23 protein-coding genes and 1 pseudogene are annotated in these 26121 nt (G+C 67.5%); 13 read left to right on the top strand and 11 right to left on the bottom strand.

Annotation, left to right across the window (positions count from 1 at the left end; translation table 11 throughout):
• Window positions 1-11 precede the first annotated feature (11 nt).
• From sucB to ACNPNP_RS08725, 3 genes are all read right to left on the bottom strand, one after another.
• Window positions 12-1868 carry a 2-oxoglutarate dehydrogenase, E2 component, dihydrolipoamide succinyltransferase gene (sucB, locus tag ACNPNP_RS08735; RefSeq protein WP_448965642.1) on the bottom strand — a complete coding sequence of 619 codons (1857 nt, stop codon included), beginning with the start codon at window positions 1866-1868 and terminating at the stop codon, window positions 12-14.
• Between the two features lie 65 nt (window positions 1869-1933).
• Window positions 1934-3307: a dihydrolipoyl dehydrogenase gene (lpdA, locus tag ACNPNP_RS08730; RefSeq protein WP_448965641.1), complete on the bottom strand. Its 1374-nt coding sequence runs from the start codon at window positions 3305-3307 to the stop codon at window positions 1934-1936.
• Window positions 3307-4782 (bottom strand): leucyl aminopeptidase, encoded by a 1476-nt coding sequence (locus ACNPNP_RS08725; RefSeq protein WP_448965640.1) that lies wholly within the window; start codon window positions 4780-4782, stop codon window positions 3307-3309. Before ACNPNP_RS08725 ends, lpdA begins: the two co-directional genes overlap by 1 nt.
• A 102-nt stretch (window positions 4783-4884) precedes the next feature.
• On the opposite strand from ACNPNP_RS08725, the gene ACNPNP_RS08720 reads away from it, so the two are divergent.
• Entirely contained in the window at window positions 4885-5829 is a 945-nt protein-coding gene (locus ACNPNP_RS08720) for a proteasome assembly chaperone family protein (protein WP_448965639.1), read from the top strand.
• Between the two features lie 87 nt (window positions 5830-5916).
• On the opposite strand, the gene ACNPNP_RS08715 is transcribed toward ACNPNP_RS08720, so the two are convergent.
• From ACNPNP_RS08715 to ACNPNP_RS08705, 3 genes are all read right to left on the bottom strand, one after another.
• On the bottom strand, window positions 5917-6702 hold the full coding sequence (locus ACNPNP_RS08715) for an ABC transporter permease (RefSeq protein WP_448965638.1): 786 nt from the start codon (window positions 6700-6702) through the stop codon (window positions 5917-5919).
• Window positions 6699-7448, bottom strand: coding sequence for an ABC transporter ATP-binding protein (locus ACNPNP_RS08710; RefSeq protein WP_448965637.1), 750 nt, complete (start codon window positions 7446-7448; stop codon window positions 6699-6701). The genes ACNPNP_RS08715 and ACNPNP_RS08710 overlap by 4 nt, the downstream gene beginning before the upstream one ends.
• A 70-nt stretch (window positions 7449-7518) precedes the next feature.
• On the bottom strand, window positions 7519-8061 hold the full coding sequence (locus tag ACNPNP_RS08705) for a PadR family transcriptional regulator (protein WP_448965636.1): 543 nt from the start codon (window positions 8059-8061) through the stop codon (window positions 7519-7521).
• Window positions 8062-8315: 254 nt separating this feature from the next.
• Here ACNPNP_RS08705 and ACNPNP_RS08700 point away from each other — a divergent pair, with 254 nt between their 5' ends.
• The 3 genes from ACNPNP_RS08700 to murJ are packed head-to-tail and all read left to right on the top strand — an operon-like array spanning window position 8316 to window position 11903.
• Window positions 8316-9560, top strand: coding sequence for an RNA polymerase sigma factor (locus ACNPNP_RS08700; protein ID WP_448965635.1), 1245 nt, complete (start codon window positions 8316-8318; stop codon window positions 9558-9560).
• Window positions 9560-10252, top strand: coding sequence for a coenzyme F420-0:L-glutamate ligase (locus ACNPNP_RS08695; protein ID WP_448965634.1), 693 nt, complete (start codon window positions 9560-9562; stop codon window positions 10250-10252). The genes ACNPNP_RS08700 and ACNPNP_RS08695 overlap by 1 nt, the downstream gene beginning before the upstream one ends.
• 58 nt (window positions 10253-10310) lie before the next feature.
• Window positions 10311-11903: a murein biosynthesis integral membrane protein MurJ gene (gene murJ, locus ACNPNP_RS08690; protein ID WP_448965633.1), complete on the top strand. Its 1593-nt coding sequence runs from the start codon at window positions 10311-10313 to the stop codon at window positions 11901-11903.
• Window positions 11904-11928: 25 nt separating this feature from the next.
• Here the strand turns inward: murJ and ACNPNP_RS08685 are convergent, their stop codons facing one another.
• Entirely contained in the window at window positions 11929-12963 is a 1035-nt protein-coding gene (locus ACNPNP_RS08685; protein ID WP_448965632.1) for a sugar-transfer associated ATP-grasp domain-containing protein, read from the bottom strand.
• A gap of 95 nt (window positions 12964-13058) precedes the next feature.
• On the opposite strand from ACNPNP_RS08685, the gene ACNPNP_RS08680 reads away from it, so the two are divergent.
• Genes ACNPNP_RS08680 through ACNPNP_RS08670 form a run of 3 tightly spaced genes read left to right on the top strand, consistent with a single transcriptional unit; the run spans window position 13059 to window position 15819 of the window.
• Window positions 13059-14090 carry a sugar-transfer associated ATP-grasp domain-containing protein gene (locus ACNPNP_RS08680; RefSeq protein WP_448965631.1) on the top strand — a complete coding sequence of 344 codons (1032 nt, stop codon included), beginning with the start codon at window positions 13059-13061 and terminating at the stop codon, window positions 14088-14090.
• Window positions 14087-14779, top strand: a complete 693-nt coding sequence (locus ACNPNP_RS08675) for an alanine racemase C-terminal domain-containing protein (protein ID WP_448965630.1) — start codon at window positions 14087-14089, stop codon at window positions 14777-14779. Before ACNPNP_RS08680 ends, ACNPNP_RS08675 begins: the two co-directional genes overlap by 4 nt.
• Window positions 14767-15819, top strand: a complete 1053-nt coding sequence (locus ACNPNP_RS08670) for an alanine racemase (protein ID WP_448965629.1) — start codon at window positions 14767-14769, stop codon at window positions 15817-15819. Before ACNPNP_RS08675 ends, ACNPNP_RS08670 begins: the two co-directional genes overlap by 13 nt.
• Window positions 15820-15844: 25 nt before the next feature.
• Here the strand turns inward: ACNPNP_RS08670 and ACNPNP_RS08665 are convergent, their stop codons facing one another.
• Complete coding sequence (locus ACNPNP_RS08665; protein ID WP_448965628.1) at window positions 15845-16063, bottom strand: DUF7455 domain-containing protein; 219 nt, start codon at window positions 16061-16063, stop codon at window positions 15845-15847.
• A 183-nt stretch (window positions 16064-16246) separates the two neighbouring features.
• Between ACNPNP_RS08665 and ACNPNP_RS08660 the strand changes: the two genes are divergently transcribed.
• Complete coding sequence (locus ACNPNP_RS08660; protein ID WP_448965627.1) at window positions 16247-18325, top strand: DNA gyrase/topoisomerase IV subunit B; 2079 nt, start codon at window positions 16247-16249, stop codon at window positions 18323-18325.
• Window positions 18322-19287 (top strand): arginase family protein, encoded by a 966-nt coding sequence (locus ACNPNP_RS08655; protein WP_448965626.1) that lies wholly within the window; start codon window positions 18322-18324, stop codon window positions 19285-19287. The genes ACNPNP_RS08660 and ACNPNP_RS08655 overlap by 4 nt, the downstream gene beginning before the upstream one ends.
• A 6-nt stretch (window positions 19288-19293) precedes the next feature.
• Here the strand turns inward: ACNPNP_RS08655 and ACNPNP_RS08650 are convergent, their stop codons facing one another.
• Window positions 19294-21738: a DNA gyrase/topoisomerase IV subunit A gene (locus ACNPNP_RS08650; RefSeq protein WP_448965625.1), complete on the bottom strand. Its 2445-nt coding sequence runs from the start codon at window positions 21736-21738 to the stop codon at window positions 19294-19296.
• A gap of 44 nt (window positions 21739-21782) precedes the next feature.
• On the opposite strand from ACNPNP_RS08650, the gene ACNPNP_RS08645 reads away from it, so the two are divergent.
• Window positions 21783-22910 (top strand): alkaline phosphatase family protein, encoded by a 1128-nt coding sequence (locus ACNPNP_RS08645; protein WP_448965624.1) that lies wholly within the window; start codon window positions 21783-21785, stop codon window positions 22908-22910.
• Between the two features lie 47 nt (window positions 22911-22957).
• On the opposite strand, the gene sepH is transcribed toward ACNPNP_RS08645, so the two are convergent.
• Window positions 22958-24016, bottom strand: coding sequence for a septation protein SepH (gene sepH, locus ACNPNP_RS08640; RefSeq protein WP_448965623.1), 1059 nt, complete (start codon window positions 24014-24016; stop codon window positions 22958-22960).
• A gap of 198 nt (window positions 24017-24214) precedes the next feature.
• On the opposite strand from sepH, the gene ACNPNP_RS08635 reads away from it, so the two are divergent.
• Window positions 24215-24508, top strand: coding sequence for a DUF4193 domain-containing protein (locus ACNPNP_RS08635; RefSeq protein ID WP_033107339.1), 294 nt, complete (start codon window positions 24215-24217; stop codon window positions 24506-24508).
• Between the two features lie 115 nt (window positions 24509-24623).
• Here ACNPNP_RS08635 and ACNPNP_RS08630 read toward each other — a convergent pair whose 3' ends face one another.
• Window positions 24624-25106 (bottom strand): DUF3093 domain-containing protein, encoded by a 483-nt coding sequence (locus tag ACNPNP_RS08630; RefSeq protein WP_448965622.1) that lies wholly within the window; start codon window positions 25104-25106, stop codon window positions 24624-24626.
• Between the two features lie 12 nt (window positions 25107-25118).
• Between ACNPNP_RS08630 and dut the strand changes: the two genes are divergently transcribed.
• Both dut and ACNPNP_RS08620 read left to right on the top strand, forming a co-directional pair.
• On the top strand, window positions 25119-25592 hold the full coding sequence (gene dut / locus ACNPNP_RS08625; RefSeq protein ID WP_448965621.1) for a dUTP diphosphatase: 474 nt from the start codon (window positions 25119-25121) through the stop codon (window positions 25590-25592).
• A pseudogene (locus tag ACNPNP_RS08620) lies at window positions 25589-26121 on the top strand (DUF3710 domain-containing protein); the annotation flags it as partial. The gene dut and the pseudogene ACNPNP_RS08620, both read left to right, overlap by 4 nt.

Genomic DNA, 26121 nt, shown 5'->3' with positions numbered 1-26121 from the left:
TGGTGCGGTGCTCAGGCTCCGAGATTGGCTGCGAAGTCCGCGGCCTCCAGGCGTGCCTTGATCGCACCGAGGAAGCGGGCGGCATCCGCTCCGTCGATGATGCGGTGGTCGTACGACAGCGCAAGGTAGACGTACGAGCGCACGGCGATCGCGTCGACGCCGTCGACCTTGACCAGACCGGGGCGCTTCACGACCGTTCCGGTGCCGAGGATGGCGGACTGCGGCAGGAACACGACGGGCGTGTCGAACAGCGCGCCGCGCGATCCGGTGTTGGTCAGCGTGAAGGTTCCGCCGGCGAGCTCGTCGGGCTTCAGCTTGTTGTCGCGAGAACGTGCAGCAAGATCAGCGATCTCGTGCGCGATCTGCGCCAGGTTCTTCGAGGCGGCGTCGCGCAGCACTGGGGTGAGCAGTCCGCGCTCCGTGTCGACGGCGATCGAGACGTTCTCCGTGTCGGGGTAGACGATGTTCTCGCCGTCGACGGTGGAGTTGATGATCGGGAACGCCTGCAGAGCCTCGGCCGCAGCCAATGCGAAGAAGGGCAGGAAGGAGAGCTTGTCGCCCGTCTTCTGCTGGAACTCCGCCTTCACGCTGTCGCGGTAGCTGGCGACGTTCGTGACATCGACCTCGACCACCGTGGTGAGCTGTGCGGTCTGCTGCATCGACTCGACCGCGCGCTTGGCGACGACCTTGCGCAGACGCGACATCGGCTGGGTGGTGCCGCGCAGCGGCGAAACCTCGAGCGGTGCGGCCGCGGGTGCCTGAGCCGCGGCGGGAGCCGCAGACTTCGACTCGGCAGCCTTCAGGACGTCTTCCTTGCGGATGCGTCCTCCGACGCCCGAGCCCTTGACCGTCGAGAGGTCGACACCCTGCTGCGTTGCGAGACGGCGCACCAGCGGCGTGACGTAGACGCTGTCGCTCGCGGCCGGAGCCGACTCCGCAGGCGCCAGAGCTGCGGCAGGTGCCGGAGCGGCCGGGGCCGCGGCGGATGCAGCGGGTGCCGAGGCTGCAGGCGCGGGAGCCTCGGCAGCAGGTGCCGGAGCGGCGGGCGCGGGAGCCTCGGCAGCGGGTGCCGGAGCAGCGGGTGCCGGAGCAGCCGGAGCCTCAGCGGCCGGTGCAGGAGCCTCAGCGGCCGGTGCAGCTGCTGCCGGAGCACCGGAGCCGACGCGTGCGAGCACGCTGCCGACGGCGATCGTCTCGTCTTCGGCCGCGAGGATCTCCTGCAGGACGCCGGCGACAGGGGAGGGGATCTCCGTGTCGACCTTGTCGGTGGAGATCTCGAGCAACGGCTCATCGACGGCGATCTCTTCGCCGACCTGCTTCAGCCAGCGGGTGACGGTGCCCTCGGTGACGCTTTCGCCGAGCTCGGGGAGCAGGATGTCGGTGGAGTCACCGGATGCGGCAGGAGCCGGAGCGGCCTCGGCGGCAGGCGCCGGTGCGGCTTCAGCGGCAGGCGCCGGAGCAGCCTCGGCCGCCGGCGCAGCCTCAGCCGGTGCCGCCTCAGCCGGTGCGGCCTCAGCCGGTGCGGCCTCAGCCGGTGCGGCCTCAGCCGGTGCGGCCTCAGCCTCGGTCGGAGCGGTCTCTGCCGCGGGCTCGGCTGCTGCCGGAGCATCCGAGGCGGGCGCCGACGCGCTGCCATCTCCGATCCTGGCCAGCAGGGCGCCGACCTCGACGGTCTCGTCCTCGGCGACCAGGATCTCCTCGATCACGCCGGACACCGGCGAGGGGATCTCGGTATCGACCTTGTCGGTCGAGATCTCAAGCAGGCCTTCATCCGCCTGCACGGTGTCTCCCACCTGCTTCAGCCAGCGGGTGACCGTACCCTCTGTGACGCTCTCACCGAGAGCGGGGAGGACCACGGATGTGCTCATGACGGAGTCTCCTTCAAGAATGTTTGTGACATGTTCAGCTTAGTGACCCTGACACCGGTTGGTGTTCAGAGAGCGTGCAGTGGTTTTCCGGCGAGTGCGAGGAACGCCTCACCGAGGGCCTCGCTCTGCGTCGGATGGGCGTGGATGAGCGGTGCGATGTCTTCCGGGTGGGCTTCCCAGGCCACGGCGAGCTGGCCCTCTGTGATGAGTTCGCCCACGCGGTCGCCGAGCAAGTGGACGCCCAGCACTGGACCGTCTTTGAGCCGCACGACCTTGACGAGGCCTGCGGTGCCGATGATCTCGCTCTTGCCGTTGCCGGCGAGGTTGTACTCGTAGGAGGTGACAGCATCCGCGCCGTGTTCGGCGACCGCCGCCTGCTCGGTCACCCCGACGGATGCGACCTCGGGGTTGCAGTACGTGATCTTCGGGATCTGCGATTCCGGGATCGGTGCGGGGGAGAGCCCCGCGATCCGCTCGGCGACGTCGATGCCCTGCATGAAGCCGCGATGCGCGAGCTGAAGGCCCGGGACGATGTCGCCGACGGCCCAGAGACCTGCGACGCCTGTGCGCAGTTCCTCATCGACCGTCACGAAACCGCGCTCGAGCGTGACACCGGCCTCCTCGAAGCCGAGGTCGGCCGTGACGGGCCCGCGCCCGACGGCGACCAGCAGATAGTCGCCGGTGAAGGTCTTGCCGTCCTCGAGCGTGACGGTGACGCTCGCGTCGTCCTGCGTCGCCGTCTGGAACCGGGTGCCGAGCGAGTACGCGATGCCGCGGCGACGGAACGCGCGCTCGAGCCCCTTGCTGAGGGCGATGTCCTCGTTCGGCACCAGGTGCTCCAGCGCCTCGATGATCGTCACCTCGGCGCCGAACGAGCGCCACACGCTCGCGAACTCGACGCCGATGACGCCGCCGCCGAGCACCAGCACGCGCTCGGGGATCACATCGAGCGCGAGAGCCTGCTCACTGGTGATGACGCGTCCGCCGATCTCGAGGCCGGGGAGAGAACGGCTGTACGAACCGGTGGCCAGCACCACGTCCGCGCCGACGTAGACGTCGTCACCGACGCTCACGCTGCGGTCGGCGTTCAGGTGCCCGTGGCCGGCGACGGTGGTGATGCCCCTGGCCTTGATGAGGCCCTCGAGACCTTTGAACTTCTTCGCGACGATGTTCTCGCGATAGCTGCGCACTCCGGCGGCGTCGACGCCCTCGAAGGTGGCTGACACACCGACGGATGCCGCGTCGCGCACGTGGTCGGCGACCTCGGCGGCGTGCAGCAGTGCCTTGGTCGGGATGCAGCCGCGGTGCAGGCACGTCCCGCCGACCTTGTCCTTCTCGATCAGCGCGACAGTCTTTCCCAGTTCGGCCGCTCGAAGGGCGGCGGCGTACCCGCCGCTGCCGCCACCGAGTACGACGATGTCGAACGAATGCGTGGTCATCATGCCTCCTGTGCGCGTGCTTCGGCGAACGCGACGAGCGAGCGAACCGTCGCCCCCGTCGGTCCCTTGTCTGTGAACCCGTACGGTGAGCTGCCGTGCTCGGCGGAACCTGCGACGTCGAGGTGCACCCAGGGGATGCGCGGCGCGTCGTCCTCTTCACCGATGCGACCGACGAAGCGCTGCAGGAAGAGTCCGGCGAACATCGTGCCGCCCGCGCGGTCGCCCATGTTGGCGTTGATCATGTCGGCGATGGGGGAGTCCAGCGACTCCTGCATGTAATCGGGGAGCGGCAGCGGCCATGCGAGCTCGCCGACCTGCTCGGACACGGTGAGGTACTCCGCGACAGCATCGTCGTCGCCCATGACGCCGGTGTGACGGTGTCCGAGGGCGACGAGGACGGCACCGGTGAGGGTCGCGACGTCGAAGATCACGTCGGGCCGCTCGCGGCTCGCCGCCACCAGACCGTCGGCGAGCACCAGCCGGCCCTCAGCATCTGTGTTCAGCACCTCGACCGTCGTGCCGTCGAGCATCCTCAGCACGTCGCCCGGTCGGGTCGCCTTGCCGGAGGGCATGTTGTCGGTGATGCACATCCACGCGGTCACCCGCACCGACAGCTTCAGCGACGCGATCGCGCGCAGAGTGGCGAGCACAGTGGCCGATCCGGCCATGTCGAACTTCATCCCGACCATGCTCGCGGCAGGCTTGAGGGAAAGGCCGCCGGTGTCGAACGTGATGCCCTTGCCGACGAGCGCGATGTGAGCGGCGGCATCCGCCGGTGCGTAGTCGAGGCGAACCACGCGCGGAGGGCGATCGGAGCCCTGAGCGACGCCGAGGACGCCACCGAATCCCTGCTCGGCGAGAGCCGTTTCGTCGAGCACCTCGACCGTGACATCGAGATCCGCGACCGCGTCGACCGCACTCTGAGCGAGCTCTGCGGGGCTCTGCCATTCGGCGGGGACGGAGACGAGGTCTTTCACGAGGGCGAGTGCATCGCCGAGGATCTGGGCGTGTGAGACGTCGTCTGAAGTGAGCGTCGCACTGTGCACACTCACGCGGGCGGCACGCGTCTTGCCCGGCTTCGCGCGGTACCCCTCGAAGCGGTAACCGCCGAAGACGGCGCCTTCTGCCGCCTCTGCGGCGAACTGGTCGAGGTCGCCGGCAAGGGCGAGCGAGATGTGATCGAATCCGGTCAGCGTGCGAAGCGCCGCCCCTGCGGCATCGCGCACCGCCGCGCCGTCCGGCGCGCTGCCGGCGCCGACCACGGCCAACGGCGTCGAAGTCAGCGAAGGAAGATGAACGCGAGCGAACGCAGAGGCGGAACCGGTGAATCCGATGCCCGCGAGCACCTCGGCGAGGCCTGGATAATCCTCCAGCGCCTCGGGGAACGCTTCGGTGTCCGGGACGACGAGCACTGCTGCGTCGGCAGCGCTCCCGGGGAATCGGTCATCGGTATGCGAGAGCGCAGGAAGCGTCATGCTTCCATCCTAGGCTCGTCGGGCGCAGCGTTCCCCAGTTCTGTTCGCTGTGAGCATGACGCAGCCGCCCCCGGCGGCATCCCGTCCTCGTAGCATGGAGGCATGCCCGTCTCCGGAGAGCTTTACGAACGCGTCGCCAACGCCCCCGCCGTCCCGCAGGGGCTGCCACTCGTGATCCTCCTCACCGGATTCACGGATGCCGGAAACGCCGTATCCGGTCTCATCGATCACCTGCGGGACGTCTCCGACCCGCAGCCTGTCGTCGTCTTCGACAACGACGTGCTCCTCGACTACCGGGCGCGTCGCCCGATCGTGGTGTTCGAGCAGGACCATCTCACCGAGTTCCGTCCTTCGCGCCTCGAGCTGTCCCTCGCGCACGACACCCTCGGTCAGCAGTTCCTCCTGCTCGCCGGTTACGAGCCCGATTTCGCGTGGAACGCGTTCAGCGAGAAGGTGCTGGCTCTCGCTGAGGAGTTCGGCGTGTCCGGTGTCAGCTGGGTGCACTCGATCGCGATGCCTGTGCCGCACACGCGTCCGATCAGCACGACGGTCAGCGGCAATCGCAAGGAGATCACGGCGAGCCTCTCCGTCTGGCGGCCGCGTACCCAAGTGCCGGCGACGGCAGGCCATCTGCTCGAGTACCGCTTCGCCGAACGCGGCGACCGCATCGTCGGCTTCGTCCTGCTCGTGCCTCACTATCTCGCCGAGACCGAGTATCCGGATGCCGTGATCGCCGCCGCCGACCGGGTGATGGGCTCCACGGGTATCGTGCTCGCGCTGGATGACCTGCGCGAGAGCCGAGAGGACTACCTCACGAAGGTGAACGATCAGGTCGCGGGGAACGACGAGCTCCGCCAGATGGTGCAGACACTCGAGAACCGCTACGACGCGTACATGGCAGGGCGCGACCCCGAGGACATGGACCGCTACGACGAGGGCGGCTTCGACGAGCGCGATCTGCCCAGCGCAGATGAACTCGCCGCCGAACTCGAGCGCTACCTCGCCACCCGTCCGCCGGGCGACGACGACAAACGACCGCGGTCCTGATCCGGGTGTGAAGGTGCCGGTCCATACCGAGCACATCGGAGCCGGTGCCAAGGCGTCCCTCTGCGAATCGCAGACGTGAGTGCTCGATCATTCCCAACGGAAGAGCGCTGCGGCCACGCCGACGCCGAGAACGGTGGTGGCTCCGAGGCTCGCCCAGTTCTGCCAGGCCACGGTCTCACCGATCCACGTGGACTGGAACGCTTCGACGGCGGCACCGAAGGGCAGCCAGGATCCGATCTCGGCCAACTGCTCCGGCAGGCTCTGCATGGGGCCGAACATGCCGCCGAGCGCGGCCATTCCGAAGAACGCGATCAGGCCCATGGCCGCCGCGGTGTTCGGCGTCGGGGCCACTGAGGCGACGACCATGCCCAGCGCGTACATCGCGGTGCAACTGGCGAGCAGCACCAGCACGGCCGTGGCGATGTCAGTCGGAAGATGAGCATTGAAGAACAGCATCGCGACTGCGAACGCGAGGACGATGCCCACCAGTACCTGGATCAGGCCGACCACCATCTGGGCCACCATCACCATGGCGGGAGATACCGGGGTGACGGCCAGGCGGCGCAGGATCTTGGTCTTGCGGTAGGTCGACAGGAAGCTGGGGAAGTTCATCACGCCGATATACGTCACGACGATGCTCAGCACTACGGGCAGCGCGTAGTAGTCCATCGCGGTGACGCCCGGGGCCACTTCCTGACCGAGGTCGTCCGTCCTCAGACCCTGCATGACCAGGAGCAGGATGGGCAGCCCCAGCGGAACGACGAGGTTCGCGGTCGAGCGGGTGATCATCTTGCCTTCGGCTTGGATCATCCGCATCCATGCTCTGCCCCCGGGACGACGAGCACGGGCACCGGGGATCGTCATGGTGGTCATCGGTCGTACTCCTTCTCGTGCTCGAGTGCCGCGCCGGTCAGCGTCACGAGCGCGTCTTCCAGGGTGGCGGCGGAGGCCTGAGTTCTCAGTTCTTCCGGGGTGCCCTGGGCGACGATGCGGCCGGCGTCGATGAGCGCCACCCGGTCGCAGAGCCGTTCGACTTCGTCCATGGCGTGGCTGACGAGAATCACGGTCTGATCCTTCAGCGCCTCGATCGTCGACCACACCCGACGGCGGGCCATGGGATCCAGCCCGGTTGTGAGCTCGTCGAGGATCACGACCTGCGGGCGGCCCACCAATGCCAGAGCGATCGAGAGACGCTGCATCTGGCCGCCGGAGAGGTTTCCGAACCGGGTCTTCGCTCGCTCCTGCAGCTCGACCATTGCCAGCGCCTCATCGGTGTCCAATGGGTTCGGATAGAAGCTGCGGTACAGATCGACGAGCTCGCGGGCGGTCAGGGCGTCGTGCAGATTGGCGTGCTGCAGCTGTACACCGAGGATCTGGCGGATCTCGGCCCGGTCGGTGAACGGATCCAGACCCAGGATGCGGACCGAACCAGAGGTGGGCTTTCGGAGGCCCGCGATCATCTCCATCGTGGTGGTCTTGCCTGCCCCGTTGGAGCCCAGCACGCCGAAGGTCTCCCCGGCGGTGATCCGCAGGCTGATGCCATTCACCGCGGTCTTGTTCTTGTAGCGCTTGACCAGTGAGTGGGTCTCGACGGCCAGCGGCGACATCGTCTTCGTCATGCGGATCCCTCCCCGGACCGTGAGCGGCGATCGGTCCTACGGCGGTGTGCATTGCTCTTGTTGGTCACGGTCACTCCTCGGGGTGTCGGGAGGATTCGACTGTTCCGAGAATCCGTCGCGTCTCGCGCACCCATTCCCGTTCAGCCTCGGCGTGGATCAGGCCGTTGCGCAGCGTCGCCTTCTGCAAAAGCCCCGTCATGTCATCGGCTTCGATCGCGATCGCGGACAGTTCGCCCAGTGCCTCGTCCATCTGGCGCTCCCGCTCGTCGAGTAGTCGCGCCACCCCTTCGCCGCCGATCTGGGATGCGAAGAACAGTCGCGCGAGGAACGGCGCCTTGGACTGGTCGACCTCAAGCGGGGACGACAGCCACTCGATCAGTTCCTGATGTCCGACATCGGTCAGCGAGTGCACCTTGCGGTCGGGCTTCCCGTCCTGCGGAATCACCTCCGTACTGATCTCCCCGGACGCGCTCATCCGATCCAGCGTCCGATAGATCTGGGATCGATCGGCATGCCAGAAGTGCGCCACTGTGTCGGCAAAAGCACGACCCAGGTCGTAGCCGCTCAACGGACGGATCGAGAGCAGTCCGAGGATCGCGTGTTTCAACTCCATGCCGCATAGTCTACAACACACATAGGTGCATGTGCATCTAGGGTGCATCTGGGATCCCAAGAGGAGTGCGCACGGCCGGAGCACGCACGAGTCGTGGATGTCAAGACCGTGATGCGCTTGCATCGCCAATCGTGTGCGATACTGGTAATCCGACCCGTTGTCAATCGTCGGCCGCAAGGCTGCTGACTTGACAAGGGTCTTACTAGTGTCCGAAATGTCCCGGGGCGGGCGCGCTGCCCCGTGAAAGGCGAAACGTGACTCCTGCCGCGACCAAGAACTCCCGGACGACGAAGACGAAGACCGCAGCCGAGGCTGCCTCGACCGAAGACGTCGAGCCGGAGACCACCGCTGCCGCAAAGAAGCCGGCAGCCAAGAAGGCCCCCGCCGCGAAGAAGGCGCCGGCACGGCGCAAGAAGGCTGACGACGTCGTCGAGGAAGACGCTCCCGATGGTGAAGTCGTCGCCGACGACGCTGACGAGGACGACAAGAAGCCCGCGTTCACCGAGCCGCTTCCCACCGGCGCGATCGTCCTGACGTCCAAGGACGAGGACGACGTCCCCGTCTACTCGACGCAGATCACCGGCGCCACCGCTGACCCCGTCAAGGACTACCTGAAGCAGATCGGTAAGGTCGCACTGCTGAACGCGGCCGAAGAGGTCGAGCTCGCGATGCGCATCGAGGCCGGACTCTTCGCCGAGGAGAAGCTGTCGAACATGACGGCTGCAGAGAAGACCAGCCAGCTCGGTCTCGACCTGCAGTGGGTCGCCCGCGACGGCCACCGCGCCAAGAGCCACCTGCTCGGCGCCAACCTCCGCCTCGTGGTCTCCCTCGCCAAGCGCTACACCGGCCGCGGCATGCAGTTCCTGGACCTGATCCAGGAGGGCAACCTGGGTCTGATCCGTGCGGTCGAGAAGTTCGACTACACCAAGGGCTTCAAGTTCTCGACCTACGCCACCTGGTGGATCCGTCAGGCGATCACCCGAGCCATGGCCGACCAGGCCCGCACGATCCGCATCCCGGTGCACATGGTCGAGGTCATCAACAAGCTCGCTCGTGTGCAGCGTCAGATGCTGCAGGATCTCGGTCGCGAGCCCACTCCGGAAGAGCTCAGCCGCGAACTCGACATGACGCCTGAGAAGGTCGTCGAGGTGCAGAAGTACGGTCGCGAGCCGATCTCGCTGCACACGCCGCTCGGCGAGGACGGCGACAGCGAGTTCGGCGACCTCATCGAGGACACCGAGGCCGTCGTCCCGGCAGACGCCGTGGGCTTCACGATGCTGCAGCGTCAGCTCGAGCAGCTGCTCGACTCGCTCTCCGAACGCGAGGCCGGCGTGATCCGCATGCGCTTCGGTCTGGGCGACGGTCAGCCCAAGACGCTCGACCAGATCGGCGACACGTTCGGCGTCACGCGCGAGCGCATCCGCCAGATCGAGTCGAAGACGATGGCGAAGCTGCGCCACCCGAGTCGCTCGCAGTCGCTGCGGGACTACCTCGAGTGATGCAGGCGAACGACGGCAAGGCGCTCGAGGCGAGCGTCGACGGCAAGAAGTACGCCCGGATCCCGCTGCGCACGCGCGTCGTGATGCCGGAGGACGACATCGATCAGATCGTCACCGAGTACGCGAAGGACGCCGTGCAGCCCGGCGACCTGCTGTTCGTGACCGAGAAGATCGTGGCTATCACGCAGGGGCGCTCGTACCGCCTCGATGAGATCCAGCCGCGCAAGCTCGCGCTGTTCCTGTCGAAGTACGTCACGCGCACGCCGTACGGCATCGGCCTCGGTATGCCCGAGACGATGGAGATGGCGCTGCGCGAATGCGGCACGCCCCGGATCCTGCTCGCGGCCGCCGTCGCGGCGGTGACGAAGGCGTTCGGGCGCAAGGGCGACTTCTACCGCATCGCCGGTGACAAGGCGCGCGCGATCGACGGACCCACCTCGCACACGATCCCGCCGTACAACGAGGCCGTCGTGCTGGGCCCGAAGAATCCGCGTCAGGTCGCCACGCATCTCAAGACGCTCATCGGCGGCACCGCCGATGTCGCGGTCGTGGACATCAACGATCTCGGTGGGAACATCCTGGGTTCCACGCTCGACAAGGTCGGAGAACAGCGGCTCGTGCGTATCCTGAAGGACAACCCGCTCGGGCAGGGACGCGAGTCCACCCCGATGGGCATCATCCGCACCGTCTGAGATCGCACCGTCTGACGTCGGATCACCGACGACGGGCGCGGAGGGGAACACCACACGCATGGGACTCGGTCGCGCCAGCGCCATGATCGCGGCGGGTACGCTCACATCCCGCATCACGGGACTTTTGCGCACGGTCGTGCTCATCTCGGCGGTCGGCGCGATCGGCCAGGCGGGGGATGCCTTCGCGACAGCCAACATGCTGCCCAACAGCATCTACCAGGTCATCTCTGCAGGTGTGCTCACGGGCGTGATCGTTCCCCAGGTCGTGCGGGCGACAGCCCAGAAGGACAGCGGACACGCCTTCCTCGCGAAACTGCTCACACTCGGGTTCGTGCTCGTCGGCGGCGTCACGATCGTCGCGTTCTTCTGTGCACCGCTGCTGGTGAGCCTCTACGCCTCTGCGGGTTATTCGGCCGAGCAGCACGCGCTGGCGACGCAGTTCGCCTATTGGTGCATTCCGCAGCTCTTCTTCTACGGAATGTTCGCCCTGCTCGGCGAGATCCTCAACGCCCGCAAGATCTTCGCACCGTACGCCTGGGCGCCGATCATGAACAACGTCGTGTCGATCATCGGTTTCCTCGTGTTCATGATGCTGTTCGGCTCGAACCTCAGCCAAGTCTCGGCATGGGATCCGACGATGGTGATGGTGCTCGGCGGTACCGCCACGCTTGGAATCGTCGCTCAGACCGTCGTTCTCGTCTTCTTCTGGCGCAGAGCCGGTATTCCGCTGCGACTGGACTTCCGGTGGCGCGGCATGGGTCTCGGGCACATGCGCACGCTGGCGACCTGGACGCTGATGACGACGCTCATCGGTCAACTCGTGGGGATCGTGCAGACGCAGACCCTTTCGGTGGCCTCCGGTGACCACCCGTCCGTGTTCGCATCCCAGAACGCATGGCTGGTGTACATGGTTCCGTACTCGATGATCATCCTCGCGATCGGGACCCCGTACTTCACGCGGATCAGCGAGCATGCCGCGGCGGGGCGCGATGACGAGCTGCGTGGCGACATCGCCCAGTCGATCCGGATCCTGGGTCTATTCGTCATCGTCGCGACGGCGGCGGTCGCGGCCGCCGCTGTCCCGGCCTCGCGTGTGTTCAGCAACGGCGCGGGTGAGGCGGCGCTGATCGCGCCGGTGCTCCTGGCGTTCCTGGTGAGCCTTCTCCCGATGGCAGTGCTGTTCATCGTGCAGCGCACGTTCTACGCGTACGGCGACGCGCGAACCCCGTTCATCTTCACCGTGGTGCAGGCCTCGTTGGTGCTCGTCTTCACGATCGTTGTCGCCTTCTCCGTCCCGCTCGAATGGCGCGCCGCCGCAGTCGCCCTCGTCCAAGCGTGTTCCGGGATCGTGCAGACCGTGCTCGCCACGGTCCTGCTGCGTCGCAAGATCGGACCGCTCGGACTCGGCAGCACGTGGAGTGCACTCGCCCGCTTCGTGCTGATGGCGATCCCCGCCGGCGGCGTCGGCTACACGGTGTTCCTGCTGAGCGGGGGCACGGACGGCTGGATGGTGCAGGACAAGCTCTGGGGTGCACTCGGCGCCGCGGTCATCGCCGCGGCAGCGGGAGCGGTGTATCTGCTGCTGTTGTTCGTCTTCCGCGTGCCGGAGCTCAAGGTCGCCATAGACACCGTGCGCCGTCGTCGCGGCTGAGCCGTCAGAGTTGCGTGAGCGATTCTCAGCGCTTGTTGTCGACCACGTCCGCGCCGATCGCGTCGCGGTAGCGGTACAGCAGTCCGGTGCGGATGCCGGAGGCCGAGGGCTTCATCTGGAAGACGCTCGAGTTGTGGTTCGCCTCGATGAGCGCAGGTCCGTCGGGGGTGATCGCGATGTCCCAGCCGACGTAGGGCACAGTGGGCAGCCTCTTCGAGGCCTCGGCGATCATTGCCACGACCTCCGGGTAGAACGGCACCTGCAGACCCTTGATCGTCGTGCCGGTGGCCGGGTGCCGGTGATAGATGTTCGACTGCTTGTCGACTCCCGGATACAGGGCGACGCCGTCGTCATCGAGCATGGTGAACATGCCGCCTGAGGCGAAGTTGTCGATCACCGCGCCGTTGCCGATGCGCAGGACGGAGGCGATCACGTGCAGTTCGCCGGCCGGGTCGCGGTACGTGATCATCCGCACGGTGTTGACGCTGTCGGGATACAGCGCGTTCAGGTCGTCGTGCTGGGCGAGCACTTCTTCCAACAGGGTCTGATCGCGTTCGACCAGCAGCGCACGCCATGCGGAGACGTCCGACACGTCGGCCGTCTCGTAGATGGCGATGCCCGCGCCTCCCTCGCCCGCAGCAGGCTTGGCGATCACGCGCGGATGCCGATCGATGAACGCGCGCAGATCGTCATCCGACGCCGCTGCCGCATCGATCCATTCGCGACGGGTGAGGTCGGCGAAGTCTGCGAGGAACCGCATCTTGTCGCCCAGGATCACCTTGGAATCCGGCCCGTTGAGCGTGCGGTTGAGGCGGAACGCCTTGGGATGCGTCATCCAGGTCGCGCGCTCGCGCGAGTTCAGGATGCGGATGTCCCACACGACGTAGTCGCGGAAGCCCATCTCATAGCGGACGGAGCACCACAGCATGTCGCCGATGATGACCGGGAGAGGTGCCTTCGACACCTTCTTGACCTGCCGTGCCAGTTCGAAGAGCTGCGTCGGATTGAGCCGCCGAGCCCGGTCGAAAAGATACCGGATACGCAGCCGCTTCTGATCCACCGACCCAGGCTAACACGCGGGTGTCAACGGACTCGGGCAGGTGGAGCGAGTAGCATGAGACGTTCTGACATGCCCCCGCCGAAAGGTCTTTCCCCTTGTCTCGAGACGTCGCACTCACTGCGCGCCTGAAGTATCTCCTGCGGCGCCTGACCTCGTTCGATCCGCGACGGGTGTGGGGATTCGCGAGCCAGATCGCCAAGGAGCAGGGCAAGTGGGCACCGAGGATCTTCGTCGACATGCTGGTGTGGGCGGCGGTGCACGACACCGCCTACATCGACTACTACGAGGCCGACTTCGCGCTGCTCACCAAGAGCGAGCGCAAGACCTTCATGACCTCGCTGATCCAGCACCATCTGGCGCAGGCGCTCAACGACCGCACCGACGTGCTGCAGTTCGAGAACAAGATCACCTTCAACCGCCGCTTCGCCGAGTACCTCGGCCGCGACTGGCTCGACCTCGACGAGGTGGATGCCGATGGTCTGCGCGCCTTCGCGGAGAAGAACCCGGTGTTCATCGCGAAGACGCCGGTCGGACGAGAGGGCAAGGGAGTCTTCCGCTACGAGGCGTCCGAGGTCACCGACTGGAACGCGTTCCGCGACGAGCTGCGCGACAAGGGGCAGCGGCTCATCGAACAGCGCATCGTGCAGCATCCGTATCTCGCCGCGTACTGCGAGGGCACCGTGAACACGACTCGCGTCGCGACGTTCTTCGACGGCACGAAGGTGCACGTGCTGATGGCAGCGCAGAAGTTCGGCCGCGGCGCGGTGAGCGACCAGTTCACGTGGGGCGGATTCTTCACGATGATCGACGAGAACGGCAAGTCGTTCGGCCCCGGGCACACCGGCAAGCACAAGTCCCGCTACGAGACGCATCCGGACTCGGGAAAGTCCATCGTCGACTTCGAAGTCCCGATGTGGGATCGCGTGGTCGACCTGGTCACACGCGCGGCCCAGGAGGTGCCTTCCGTGCCGTACATCGGCTGGGACGTCGCCGTCGGGCCCGCCGGTCCGATGCTGATCGAGGGCAACTGGACACCGGGGCTCTACGAGACCCGGGTCAGCGCCACGGGCATCCGCACGGGCAGCCGTGCACGGCACCGTCCGGTGATCGAGGCCAGCAGGCGGTGACGCCCACCGGGAGCCTCCCGCGCGCACTCGTCTCGGCGGGGGCGCTGCGCGACAACGCCGGCGAGGCTGTGGCCCGCGGCGGCGCGCTGGCCGATCTGAGGGGCGACGCGCTCGGACACGGCGTGCTCGAAGTCGCCGCGGTGGTGCGGGATGCCGGAGTGCAGACGGTGTTGGTGGATGACACGGACGTTGCCGACCTCGTGCGTGCACAGGGCATCCGCGCCGTGACCAGCGGCGACGTCGACATCGACAACCGGGTGCTGTACGGGCTTCCGGGCGCCGATGCGTCGCCCGCCATGCGACTCGTCGGCCGTGTCATCTCGACCAAGCCGCTGCGAGCGGGTGAAGCGGTCTCGTACGGCTATCTGCATCGCGCAGCCGCGGACACGACCGTGGCGCTGGTCACCGGCGGTTACGCGCAGGGGATCGTCCGTGCACTCGGCAACTCCGCCCACGTCGAGCTCGACGGTGTGCGGCGGCCGATCGTCGGCCGGGTGGCGATGGACGTGTGCGTGGTCGATCTCCAGGACTCGGCGGCCGACGCGTCCGCCGGCGCGGACGTGGTGTACTTCGGTGGGACAGGCGCGGCCAGGGACGCTCTGGCGGAGTGGGCCGAGATCACGGGGCTCGGCATCGCCGAACTGATCGCCGTGGCCGGATCAAAGGCGGTGCGCGAATGGACGGGTTGACGGCTCCCACGCTCGAGATCTCGCGGGCGCGCTTCCTGCAGAACCTCGCTGCGGTGCAGGACAGGATCGCGCCGGCGCAGCTCATGCTCGCCATGAAGGACGACGCGTACGGCCACGGTGTGGAATGGGCCACCGCCGCTGCCCTCGACGCCGCACGGCCCGTGGGGTTCTTCGGCGGTTATGACGTGCAGACATCATTGCGCATCCGTGAGCGGGCACAGGACGCGCGGGTATTCGCCTGGGCGGATTCGAGCGATGACGAGATCGCGCAGGCACTCGCGGCGAATGTCGAACTGGGCGTGGGCACCGCCGAGTACCTCCACCACATCATCGAAGCCTCCTCGCGCCTCGGCGCCTCCGCCCGCATCCATCTGAAGATCGACACCGGCCTTCATCGCAACGGGATCAGGCCGGAGGACTGGCCCGATGTGGTCGGCCGAGCGATGCGGGCGCAACGTGCGGGACTGATCGACGTGGTGGGGGTCTGGAGTCACCTCGCCGAAGCGAGCGACGCCGAGGATGACGAGTCCGCGCGAGAGTTCCGCAGCGCGGTGGACGTGCTTCGTGCGGCAGGTGGCGATCCGGAGTCGCTGCATCTCACCGCGTCCGCTGCATCCTGGTGGCGTCCTGAGCTGCGTGGCACGGTGTGCCGCATCGGCGCGTTCTGCTACGGCATCCGTTCCGCCGACGGTCCCGAGATCCCTGGTGCTTCGCCGATCGCGTCGCTGCGTGCACGAGTGGTCGATGAGCGGGACGACGATGTCGTGATCGGGCTGGGCGCGTTCCACGGACTGCCATCGGTCCTCGCGGGCGCGAGCGTGGGAACCCCGGGCGGCCTTCGCGAGATCGTGCGCATCGATGAGACGACCGCTGTCGTCCGCGGCTGGACGGGCGCGCGACCCGGAGACACGGTCACCGTGTTCGGACCCGGCGAGCAGGGCGAGTCGGATGCGACGGCATTGGCGGAGCGCATCGGCACCGTGGGCGAAGAGATCATCACCCGCCTCACCTCAGCGGTGCGGCGGGTGATCGTGGACTGAAGAGTCAGTCGGACGGCGAGTCCTGTCAGACGGCTTCGGCGAGACGGGCGGTCTCGTCGTGCCATGACGTCGCGACGTCGCGAAGCTTCTCTTCGTACTTGCGGCCGTGGTGGGCGCAGAAGAGCAGTTCGGAGCCGTTGACCTCAGCGGCGATGTAGGCCTGTGCGCCACATGAGTCGCAGCGGTCCATCGCGGTCAGACGGTACTCGACAGTGGAGGTCTCACGTTCGGTTGTAGCGTTCATCTCGGTGCCTCCTCGGGTATCGGCATCTCCAGTGGGAATGTGCTCAATACAACCACGGCTGGCTGGTAGTCATGCCCGATGAGCGGCGTGTTTCGCTCAGCGCGTACGCGGGAGCCCCCGGGGTGGGTCCCCAGGGGAGTGTCTGCGGGGCTTCGAAGCGCCTCGCGAATAGAATCGAGGATTGTGACCGCTGAGTATTCCGCCCATCATCTTCAGGTTCTCGAAGGCCTTGAAGCGGTTCGCAAGCGCCCTGGCATGTACATCGGGTCGAACGGCTCGCCGGGGCTCATGCACTGCCTGTGGGAGATCATCGACAACTCCGTCGACGAGGCTGTCGCCGGCAACGGCACGCGCATCGACGTGATCCTGCACGCGGACGGCAGCGTCGAGGTGCACGACAGGGGCCGCGGCATCCCGGTCGACATCGAGCCGCGCACCGGACTGACGGGTGTCGAGGTCGTCTACACCAAGCTCCACGCCGGCGGGAAGTTCGGTGGCGGATCGTACGCGGCATCCGGTGGCCTGCACGGCGTCGGCGCCTCGGTCGTCAACGCGCTCTCAGAGCGCCTCGACGTCGAGGTCGACCGCGGTGGCAAGACCTATGCGATGTCGTTCCACCGAGGAGAGCCCGGGAACTTCAAGGACTCGGGGGAGAAGCGTCCGGATGCGCCGTTCTCGCCGTTCGAGAAGAGCAGCGAACTCCGGATCGCCGGCAAGGCACCGCGCGGCGTCACCGGCACGCGAGTGCGGTACTGGGCCGATCGCCAGATCTTCACGAAGGACGCCGCATTCCAGCTCGGGGAGCTCGAGAACCGGGCGCGCCAGACCGCATTCCTCGTTCCAGGTCTCGAGATCGTCGTCCGAGACGAGCGCGGCGAGGAGAGCAGCGAGACCTCGTACCGCTACGACGGGGGAATCGCCGAGTTCGTCGATTACCTGGCTGTGGACGCGCCGATCACCGACACCTGGCGCATACAGGGCACCGGCACCTTCAAGGAGACCGTCCCCGTGCTGCAGGCGAACGGCCACATGGCTTCGCAGGAGGTCGAGCGGGAGTGCCGCGTCGACCTCGCGATGCGCTGGGGGACCGGATACGAGACCGTCACACGCTCGTTCGTGAACATCATCGCGACGCCCAAGGGCGGCACGCACCAGCAGGGCTTCGAGCAGGAGCTGTTGAAGGTGCTGCGCACACAGGTCGAGCAGAACGCCCGCCGGCTCAAGGTCGGAAACGACAAGGTCGAGAAGGACGATGTCCTCGCCGGCCTCACCGCCGTGCTCACCGTCGAGGTGCCGGAGCCGCAGTTCGAGGGCCAGACCAAGGAGGTGCTCGGGACACCGGCCGTGCGCCAGATCGTCTCGCAGGTGCTCCGCAAGGAGCTCGGTGCGCGTTTCGCATCGACCAAGCGCGACGACAAGAACCAGGCCAGCCAGCTGCTGGACAAGGTCGTCGCCGAGATGAAGGCACGTGTCTCGGCGCGAGCGCACAAGGAGACGCAGCGTCGTAAGAACGCGCTGGAATCCTCCTCGCTTCCGGTCAAGCTCGTGGATTGCCGATCCAATGACGTCTCGCGCAGCGAGCTGTTCATCGTCGAGGGCGACTCCGCGTTGGGGACGGCTCGTCGTGCCAGGGACAGTGAGATCCAGGCACTGCTTCCCATCCGCGGCAAGATCCTCAATGTCCAGCGCGCATCGATCGGCGACATGCTCTCGAACGCCGAGTGCGCCGCGATCATCCAGACCATCGGCGCGGGCTCCGGACGCACCTTCGACATCGATGCGGCCCGCTACGGCAAGATCATCCTGATGAGCGACGCGGATGTCGACGGCGCGCACATCCGCACCCTGCTCCTCACGCTGTTCTTCCGCTATATGCGTCCGCTGATCGAAGAGGGGCGCGTGTTCGCCGCGGTGCCGCCGCTGCATCGGGTGATCGTGATGAACCCTGGTTCGAAGCCCAACGAGACGATCTACACCTACACCGAGCAGGAGCTGCACGCGCTGCTGGCCAAGCTGCGCAAGTCGAACAAGCGCTGGCACGAGCCGATCCAGCGCTACAAGGGTCTCGGCGAGATGGATGCCGATCAGCTGGCGAACACGACGATGGACCGTGGCGGGCGCCTTCTGCGCCGAGTGCGCATGGAGGATGCCGAGGCCGCGGGACGCGTGTTCGAACTGCTGATGGGCAACGAGGTGGCACCGCGTCGTGAGTTCATCGTCGACTCCTCCGACCAGCTCTCGCGGGAGTCGATCGACGCGTGACGTCCAGAGGCCGGGACCGACGCGATGTCACGGGGGACGCCGACCCCGTGATCGCGATCATCTCCGCTCCGACGAATCTCGGTCTGAAGCCGCCGCAACCGGGTGCGGTACCCGGCACCGCCAAGGCGCCGGAGGCGCTGCGCGAGGCGGGGCTGCATGAGGAACTGCACAGACGGGGTGCTGTGGACTGGGGCGCGGTGCTGCCCGGTCGCTATGTGGACGACGACGGACGCCGTGCGGCGGGGACGGTGCGCAATCAGGGCGCGATCATCTATCACGCGCGTCTCCTCGCACGCCGCCTCGTCGAAGCTCGCACCTCCGGGCTGGCTCCGCTCGTGCTGGGCGGGGACTGCAGCCTGCTCCTCGCCGCGGGGATGGCCGCCAAGGTGTCCGGCGGAGGAGGACTCGTGCACGTCGACGGGCACACCGACTTCCGTCATCCCGGAAACGACGAGGCCTACGGCAGTCTCGCCGGCGAGGATCTCGCTGCCGCGATCGGACTGCACCTTCCGGAGCTCGCCGATATCGACGGTCTCGGACCGTACTTCGACCCCGCGGAGACGGCGCACATCGGATGCCGACGCGAGGACGAGCACATCGCCGAGGTCGCGGACCTGATCTCGCTGACTATTCCGGCCGCGACCGTGATTCTGCACGGTGGCGCGCGCGCAGCGGCACAGGTCGTCGCCGTACCGGAGATCGAACGCGGATTCTGGCTTCAGGTCGACGTGGACGTGCTCGATCCGGAGTACATGCCCGCCGTCGACAGCCCCGATCCTGGTGGGCTCTCACCGGAGGAGCTCATCGCGCTGCTCCGCGGGCTCGCGCCACGCGCCTGGGGCGCATCTGTCACGGTGTTCGACCCGGATCTGGACCCGGACGGCGCCTACGCCGAGACCGTCTCGCGCATCATCGAGGAGGGCCTCGGCGAACTCGGATCGGATGCCGTCGCGAACGGCTGAGACCGCTCAGATGACCGGGCGACCGATCGAGCCGATCACCCCGTCGATCAACTGTCCGGACGCGTCGCGCTTGGCGGGCGCCTCCGGCAGCGTGCGCACGGCACCGTCGGTTCCCACCGCATAGGCGGGTGCGGCACCGACCCACGCCACGGTGAGGCGATCCTCGCCGCGCAGGAACGAATGCGCACGCACACCACCGGTTCCTCGGCCCTTGCCGGGGAACTCCGCGAAGGCCGAGACCTTGGCCCGCCCGGCATCCGTCCCTGGGATGACGCCATCGGCGCCCGAGACAGTGGCGACTGTCACGTCATCCGTGGCAGCGGTGGCTCCGAAGAAGAGCACCGCGGCGCCTGAGCCGAGCTTGATTCCGGCCATGCCACCGGCCGCTGCGCCCTGGGGACGCACTGCGGATGCGGTGAAATGAAGCAACTGGGCGTCGGAGGTGATGAACACGAGCTCGTCGTCGTCCGCAGCCGTCGCGGCACCGACCACCGTGTCGCCGGGCTTGAGCGAGATGACCTCGATCTCGGGGCGCACCGCCAGGCCGGAGGGCACGATGCGCTTGACCGTTCCCTGCGCGGTGCCCAGCGCGACGGGGACGTCGGAGGAGAGGTCCACCAGCGCGAGCACCTTCTCAGAACGCGAAGTGATGCCCAGGTAGTCGCGCAGCGGCGTTCCGGCGGCGAGCTGCACCGATGTCGCAGGGACGGACGGCAGGTCGACGGGGGAGAACCGCAGCAGACGCCCGGCGGTCGTGATCGCGCCCGCCTCCCCGCGCACCGTGGTGGTGGTCGTCGAAAGGATCGCGTCGTGCTTGCTGCGGCGGGCCGGTCGCGTGAGCTCCTGCCCCTCCGCGAGGTCGACCCGCACCGCGCGTCCCGTCGTGGACAGTGCCAGGATCGTGGGTGCGTCGGCGATCTGCAGATCCGCCTCACCGGGCTTGGCCCGACGCGGCGCGGCCGGCTTGCCGTTCATCAGCAGTGTGCGCCGCGGCGTGCCGTAGGCCTCGGCCGCGGCATCCAGTTCCTTCGCGACCTGCGCGCGCATCTGCACATCGCTGCCGAGCAGTTCGCGGAGCTGGGCGATCTCCGCCAGGAGCGCATCCCGCTCGGATTCCAGCTCGACGCGGGAGAACTTCGTCAGTCTGCGCAGGCGCAGCTCGAGGATGTACTCGGCCTGCGCTTCGGAAAGGTCGAACACGGTGCGCAGGCGCGAGCGCGCCTGCTCCGAGTCATCCGAGGAGCGGATGACCTGGATGACCTCATCGATGTCGAGGATCGCCACGAGCAGACCCTCGACGAGGTGGAGGCGCTCTTCTCGTCGGGCGAGCCGGTAGCGGCTGCGTCGGGCTATGACCTCGAGGCGATGCCCCACGTAGACGCTGAGCATCTCTTTGAGGCCGAGCGTGCGCGGCTGGCCGTCCACGAGCGCCACGTTGTTGATGTTGAAGGAGTCCTCCAACGGGGTGAGGCGGTAGAGCTGCTCCAGGATGGCGTTCGGATCGAAGCCGGTCTTGATGCCGATAGCGACGCGCAGGCCATGCTGGCGGTCGGTGAGATCGTTGACGTCGCTGATGCCCTGCAGCTTCTTCGCCTGCACCGCGTCGCGGATCTTCTCGATCAGCCGTTCCGGGCCGACCATGTACGGCAGCTCGGTGACGATGATGCCCGTGCGCCGCGGACCGATGGATTCGACCGAGACCTTGCCGCGGACCTTGAACGCGCCGCGACCACTCGCGTAGGCGTCCTTGATCCCATCGAGTCCCATGATGATGCCGCCGGAGGGGAAATCGGGCCCTGGCACGAACTCCATCAGTTCGTCGAGACTGGCTTCGGGGTTCTCCAGCAGGTGGATCGCCGCCGCCACGACCTCGATCAGGTTGTGCGGTGCCATGTTCGTGGCCATGCCGACCGCGATGCCGCTGGCGCCATTGACCAGCAGGTTGGGGAACGCCGCGGGCAGCACAGCGGGCTGCTGGAACTGACCGTCGTAGTTCGGGACGAAATCGACGACGTCCTCGTCGAGGTTCTCGGTGAGCGCGAGCGAGGCCGGGGCGAGGCGCGCTTCGGTGTAGCGGGAGGCTGCCGGACCGTCATCGAGGGAGCCGAAGTTGCCGTGCCCGTCCACGAGCGGAACACGGAGGGCGAAATCCTGGGAGAGACGCACGAGCGCGTCGTAGATGGCGGAGTCGCCGTGCGGGTGCAGCTTTCCCATCACCTCGCCCACGACGCGGGCGCTCTTGACGTGGCCGCGATCGGGGCGCAGACCCATCTCAGCCATCTGGTAGAGGATGCGGCGCTGCACGGGCTTGAGTCCGTCACGGGCGTCCGGGAGCGCGCGGGAGTAGATCACCGAGTAGGCGTACTCGAGGAATGATCCCTGCATCTCCGTGGACAGATCGATGTCCTGGATGCGCTCCTCGACGGGCTCGGCGGATTCGGTGCGGGGCATGGACTTCCTGGGGACGGTGCTGTGCCTGTGAAAGACTGGCTCGGATGTCACTGATTCTATCGTCCGCGCCCTCCTCAGCCCGCAGCCTGACCGGGGTGGCGGGGGACTTGCTGGGCGTTCTCGAGGGGGCTGACGGGCCGCTCGGGCATGCCCGCTCCGCCGTGCTCGTCATCGTCGACGGGCTCGGCGCGATCCAACTGCGCGCGCACGCGGGTCATGCCCGTCATCTGACGGCCGGACTCGGCAAGAAGGACATCGCGTACTCGGTGTTCCCGACCACGACGGCTGCCGCACTGACGAGCATCCTCACCGGTGTCGAGCCCGCCGCGCACGGTCTGGTCGGTTATCGCGTGCTCGATCGCGAGCACGACCGGCTGGTCAACCAGCTCTCCGGTTGGGAGACCGACGGCATCGATCCGCTCGTCTGGCAACCGGTGCCGACCGTGTTCGAGCGGGCCGTCGAGGCGGGCCACGGCGCCTTCGCGGTCGGCTTCGCCGGGTATGCGCGAAGCGGCTTCACCCGCGCGACTCTGCGGGGAGCGACATTCGTCGCCGCCGGGTCGCCTGCCGAACGGATCGCCGTCGCCTACCAACTGGCGGCAGACAATGCCGGCTCGCTCGTCTACTGCTATCTGCCGGAGGTCGACAAGGCAGGGCACAAGCACGGCGTCGACTCCACGGAATGGATCACCGCGCTCGAAGAGATCGATGCCGCGCTCTCCGTCGTCCCGCCGAAGCATGTCGGAGTCCTCGTCACCGCAGACCACGGCATGATCGACGTGCCCGCACATCGGCACGTGGTGCTGGAGGAAGGCGACACGCGCCTCGATGGCGTGCGGCACATAGGGGGAGAGCCGCGCATGCTGCATGTGTATCTCGAGGCGGATGCCGATGCGGAGGACGCCGTTCAGAGATGGCGAGTCGCGAGCGAAGGCGACGCCGACGTGCTCAGCCGCGCGGAAGCGCTCGCGGGCGGCCTGTTCGGCGCGTCAGCGACACCGGATGCGGTCTCGCGCATCGGAGACATCGTGGTGGCCGCGCGCGGCAACAAGGCGTTCTACGACGGAACCGCTGAGGATCAGCGTGCACGAGGCATGATCGGCCAGCACGGGGCGCTGTCGCCTGAAGAACGGCAGGTGCCGTACATCAGGAAGGGCGCCTTCGCGGCCTGAACGCATCGGCGGGCGCTCAGCGCGCGCTGGTCACCGCTGAGCGGACGTCAGTCGTCGGTGCGTGCGCCGAAGACGATCTCGTCCCACGACGGCATGGCGTTGCGGCGCCGGCGACGGCCCTGGTTCTCATGACTGGAGTCCTCAGGAGTCCGCTCGGCCGTGCGCGACGGCTTGGGCTCGACGTACTCCGGTTCGAGCGATTCGAACAGCGCGATCGGGCCTGATTCGTCGGGCCGATCGGAGTGCGAGGATGACTCGTCGTCGAGCAGCGGTGCGCTTTCGCGCTGCCCGCGTCGCCGTCGCAGCGCCTCGAGCAGGTCCGCCGTCTCGGCGCTCGTGACCGACTCGTCCGGAGCTCGCTTTATCGCGGCGGCCTGCGCGGCCGCGTTGGAACGCTCGGGGGCTGCCGGCTCCTCGACGTCGGCCTCGGGGGCGGGGAGCAGTCGGGGGCCGAACGCACCGGAATCGAAGCGGCTGTCGTCCTTGTACGGAGACTCGGTCCGGTCGCTGTCGACGGCGCGCAGACGGGGAATGAGCCCTTCGGGCAGCGACCCCTGGCGCGACAGCTGCGTCGCGTCGGCATTCAGAGGCGACAGCGCGCTCCGACGCGGGTCGAACGACCAGCGAGCGTCATGCGACACGTCATTGGCGACGAACTCCAGCTTCACGATCCAGCCGGAGTCCTCCTTCCAGCTCGCCCAGCGTTCGCCGGAGGCTTGGAGATCTGCGAGTTTGGCGTGGATCGCCACGCCGAAAGTGGGCTGCGCGTCTGGTTCGACCTCGCTGCCGATCAGCACAGGGACGGCGAGCGCCTGACCGATGATGTGCTCGCGCTCCGCGAGCACGGGTCCCTCGAAGCGGGCGACCTCGTCGAGGCCGATGCCGAGGAGCTCGGCGACCTCGGCGGCGGACAGACCGGAACGGACGTGCGCCTGGATCTCGCGCGGGCTCGCGCTGACCTTCGGCGTGTCCTCCTGGTCGCGGCGGCGCGCGCGACGGATCTCGCGCTGCAGCACGTCATCGATGGCGAGCGCGAATCGCTCGCCGGAACCGGTGGCGAGGATCAGCAGGTCGTCTTCGGTGCCGACGATAGTGACGTTTTCCATGCGAATGCCCCTCTGATGGGTGTCCGATCATGGTGTCACGGAGACGGCGCGAGTCCCGGGAATACGCTGGGCGTGCCGTGAGTTTGATCTGTCGCGCGTGGCGGCATTTGCTTATTGCCTCCGCGTCGTGCAAACTATGCCCGCCGCGTACCCGACGGCGCACCGCCCACTAGCACCATGAAAGTGGAGATCTACCGCATGGCAACCGACTACGACGCCCCCCGAAAGAGCGAAGACGACTCCGAGTCGATCGAAGCCCTCAAGGAGCGTGTGCCGGACAAACTGTCTGGCACGACCGGTGACGAGGACTCCGACAACCCGTCGAGTTTCGACCTCCCGGGTGCCGACCTCTCCGACCTCGAGCTCGATGTCGTCGTGCTGCCCGCGCAGCAGGACGAGTTCACCTGCATGAGCTGCTTCCTCGTGAAGCATCGCTCGCAGCTCGATCACGAAGGCGCAGAAGGTCCGATCTGCAAGGAGTGCGCTGCCTGACAGCAGACGCACCGCGTTCACGCGCCCCGGCCGGATGGCTTGGGGCGCGTTGTCGTTCCCGGACGGCGCGCTCGGATGTGCGCGATGGCGAGCGCGGCGAAGACGAGCTGCCGGGTCAGACGGGCGTGGAAGCGGCGACCTGCGCGTCGCGGATCGCCGCGAGAAGCCGGTCCGGTGTGCGCGTCGAGATCGTCCAGCTCGTCACCGGATCGTCCGGATCGATGTTCTGCACGACCACCACGCCGTCGATCCCGCCGCGGATCAGGTGCCAGCCGCGTGCGGGCAGCGCGGTGCCCCGCGCCTGTCGGGCGTCGTCGCCCACCAGTGCGACCCCTGAGCCGAGCCAGCGCGCATCGATGTGCGCCCTGCCGGCATGCAGCACGGTCCCTGTCACCCGCACGGCGGGCGATGCCGCGATCAGCAATCCGATCAACAGGACCGCGGCCGCGGCGCCGATGAGCAGGGCCGGCAGCGAACCGAGCGGCGTGAAGGTGAGCGCCACCATCGGGCCGGCCACGGCTGCGGTCACGAGCAGCCACAGGCTCGGCGAAAGACGTTCGCGATAGCGAACGAGCGTGTCAGGTGCGGGGTTCTGCATTAGCCTCGTGGGGTGAGCGATTCCGTTGATCTCCCCATTATCGCGTCTGTGCTGCCGCACTACGCCCATCCGGGCGATGCCGGTGCCGATCTGGTGGCCGCCGAGGCCGTGCGTCTCGAGCCGGGAGAGCGCGCTCTCGTGCCCACCGGAGTGCGCATCGCGCTGCCGGACGGGTACGCCGCTTTCGTCGTGCCCCGCAGCGGCCTCGCCGCCAAGCACGGCATCACGATCGTCAATTCGCCGGGAACGGTGGACGCCGGGTACCGCGGCGAGATCAAGGTGAGCCTGCTCAACACGGACAGTTCGAGCGCGTACGATGTGGCGGTCGGCGACCGGATCGCCCAGCTGATCCTCATGCCGGTGACGAGGGCGAACTTCATCCCCGTCGACGAGCTTCCGGACAGTGCCCGCGGTGCAGGCGGATTCGGATCCACTGGATATCAGGCGCGGCAGCAGAGCGCCGAACAGGCAGGAACAGGCAGATGACTGAAGAGATCACCCAGCCGACTTCGAAGTCGGCGCCGTCGAACCGCTCCACCGAGGGGCCGTTCGACGAATCCGAGGCGAATCCGATCCGCCCGTACATCGACCTCGGCGGCATCAAGATCCTTCCCCGTGAAGGGCTGAATCTTCGTCTCGAGGTCGAAGAGCAGACCAAACGGATCGTCGCCGTCGGACTCGACTATGCCGACTCGTCCCTTCAGGTGCAGCCGTTCGCCGCGCCGCGGACGCTCGGCCTGTGGCACGAGACGCGGATGCAGCTCGTGGATCAGGTCCGTCAGCAGGGTGGCCGCGTTGAGGAGCGGGAAGGGCCGCTAGGCAAGGAGCTGCTCGCAGAGGTGCCCAGCGCGGCCTCCGAGGGCTCCGAACTCAGGCTGGCACGCTTCGTCGGCGTCGACGGCCCCCGCTGGTTCCTCCGCGGAGTGATCGGCGGAGCGGCGGCGTCCGACCCTGACGCCGCAGCGAAGATCGAGGATCTCTTCCGCTCGATCGTCGTGGTCCGCGGCGGCGCACC

The sequence above is a fragment of the Microbacterium xerophyticum genome, assembly GCF_053543555.1.
This window is presented reverse-complemented; position numbering and strand designations above follow the sequence as displayed.

What these genes read in the sequence shown, in the direction of transcription:
- sucB (WP_448965642.1), bottom strand. Translation starts at nt 1,868, where the DNA reads ATGAGCACATCCGTGGTCCTCCCCGCTCTCGGTGAGAGCGTCACAGAG.
- lpdA (WP_448965641.1), bottom strand. Translation starts at nt 3,307, where the DNA reads ATGACCACGCATTCGTTCGACATCGTCGTACTCGGTGGCGGCAGCGGC.
- ACNPNP_RS08725 (WP_448965640.1), bottom strand. Translation starts at nt 4,782, where the DNA reads ATGACGCTTCCTGCGCTCTCGCATACCGATGACCGATTCCCCGGGAGC.
- ACNPNP_RS08720 (WP_448965639.1), top strand. Translation starts at nt 4,885, where the DNA reads ATGCCCGTCTCCGGAGAGCTTTACGAACGCGTCGCCAACGCCCCCGCC.
- ACNPNP_RS08715 (WP_448965638.1), bottom strand. Translation starts at nt 6,702, where the DNA reads ATGACCACCATGACGATCCCCGGTGCCCGTGCTCGTCGTCCCGGGGGC.
- ACNPNP_RS08710 (WP_448965637.1), bottom strand. Translation starts at nt 7,448, where the DNA reads ATGACGAAGACGATGTCGCCGCTGGCCGTCGAGACCCACTCACTGGTC.
- ACNPNP_RS08705 (WP_448965636.1), bottom strand. Translation starts at nt 8,061, where the DNA reads ATGGAGTTGAAACACGCGATCCTCGGACTGCTCTCGATCCGTCCGTTG.
- ACNPNP_RS08695 (WP_448965634.1), top strand. Translation starts at nt 9,560, where the DNA reads ATGCAGGCGAACGACGGCAAGGCGCTCGAGGCGAGCGTCGACGGCAAG.
- murJ (WP_448965633.1), top strand. Translation starts at nt 10,311, where the DNA reads ATGGGACTCGGTCGCGCCAGCGCCATGATCGCGGCGGGTACGCTCACA.
- ACNPNP_RS08670 (WP_448965629.1), top strand. Translation starts at nt 14,767, where the DNA reads ATGGACGGGTTGACGGCTCCCACGCTCGAGATCTCGCGGGCGCGCTTC.
- ACNPNP_RS08665 (WP_448965628.1), bottom strand. Translation starts at nt 16,063, where the DNA reads ATGAACGCTACAACCGAACGTGAGACCTCCACTGTCGAGTACCGTCTG.
- ACNPNP_RS08650 (WP_448965625.1), bottom strand. Translation starts at nt 21,738, where the DNA reads ATGCCCCGCACCGAATCCGCCGAGCCCGTCGAGGAGCGCATCCAGGAC.
- ACNPNP_RS08645 (WP_448965624.1), top strand. Translation starts at nt 21,783, where the DNA reads ATGTCACTGATTCTATCGTCCGCGCCCTCCTCAGCCCGCAGCCTGACC.
- sepH (WP_448965623.1), bottom strand. Translation starts at nt 24,016, where the DNA reads ATGGAAAACGTCACTATCGTCGGCACCGAAGACGACCTGCTGATCCTC.
- ACNPNP_RS08635 (WP_033107339.1), top strand. Translation starts at nt 24,215, where the DNA reads ATGGCAACCGACTACGACGCCCCCCGAAAGAGCGAAGACGACTCCGAG.
- ACNPNP_RS08630 (WP_448965622.1), bottom strand. Translation starts at nt 25,106, where the DNA reads ATGCAGAACCCCGCACCTGACACGCTCGTTCGCTATCGCGAACGTCTT.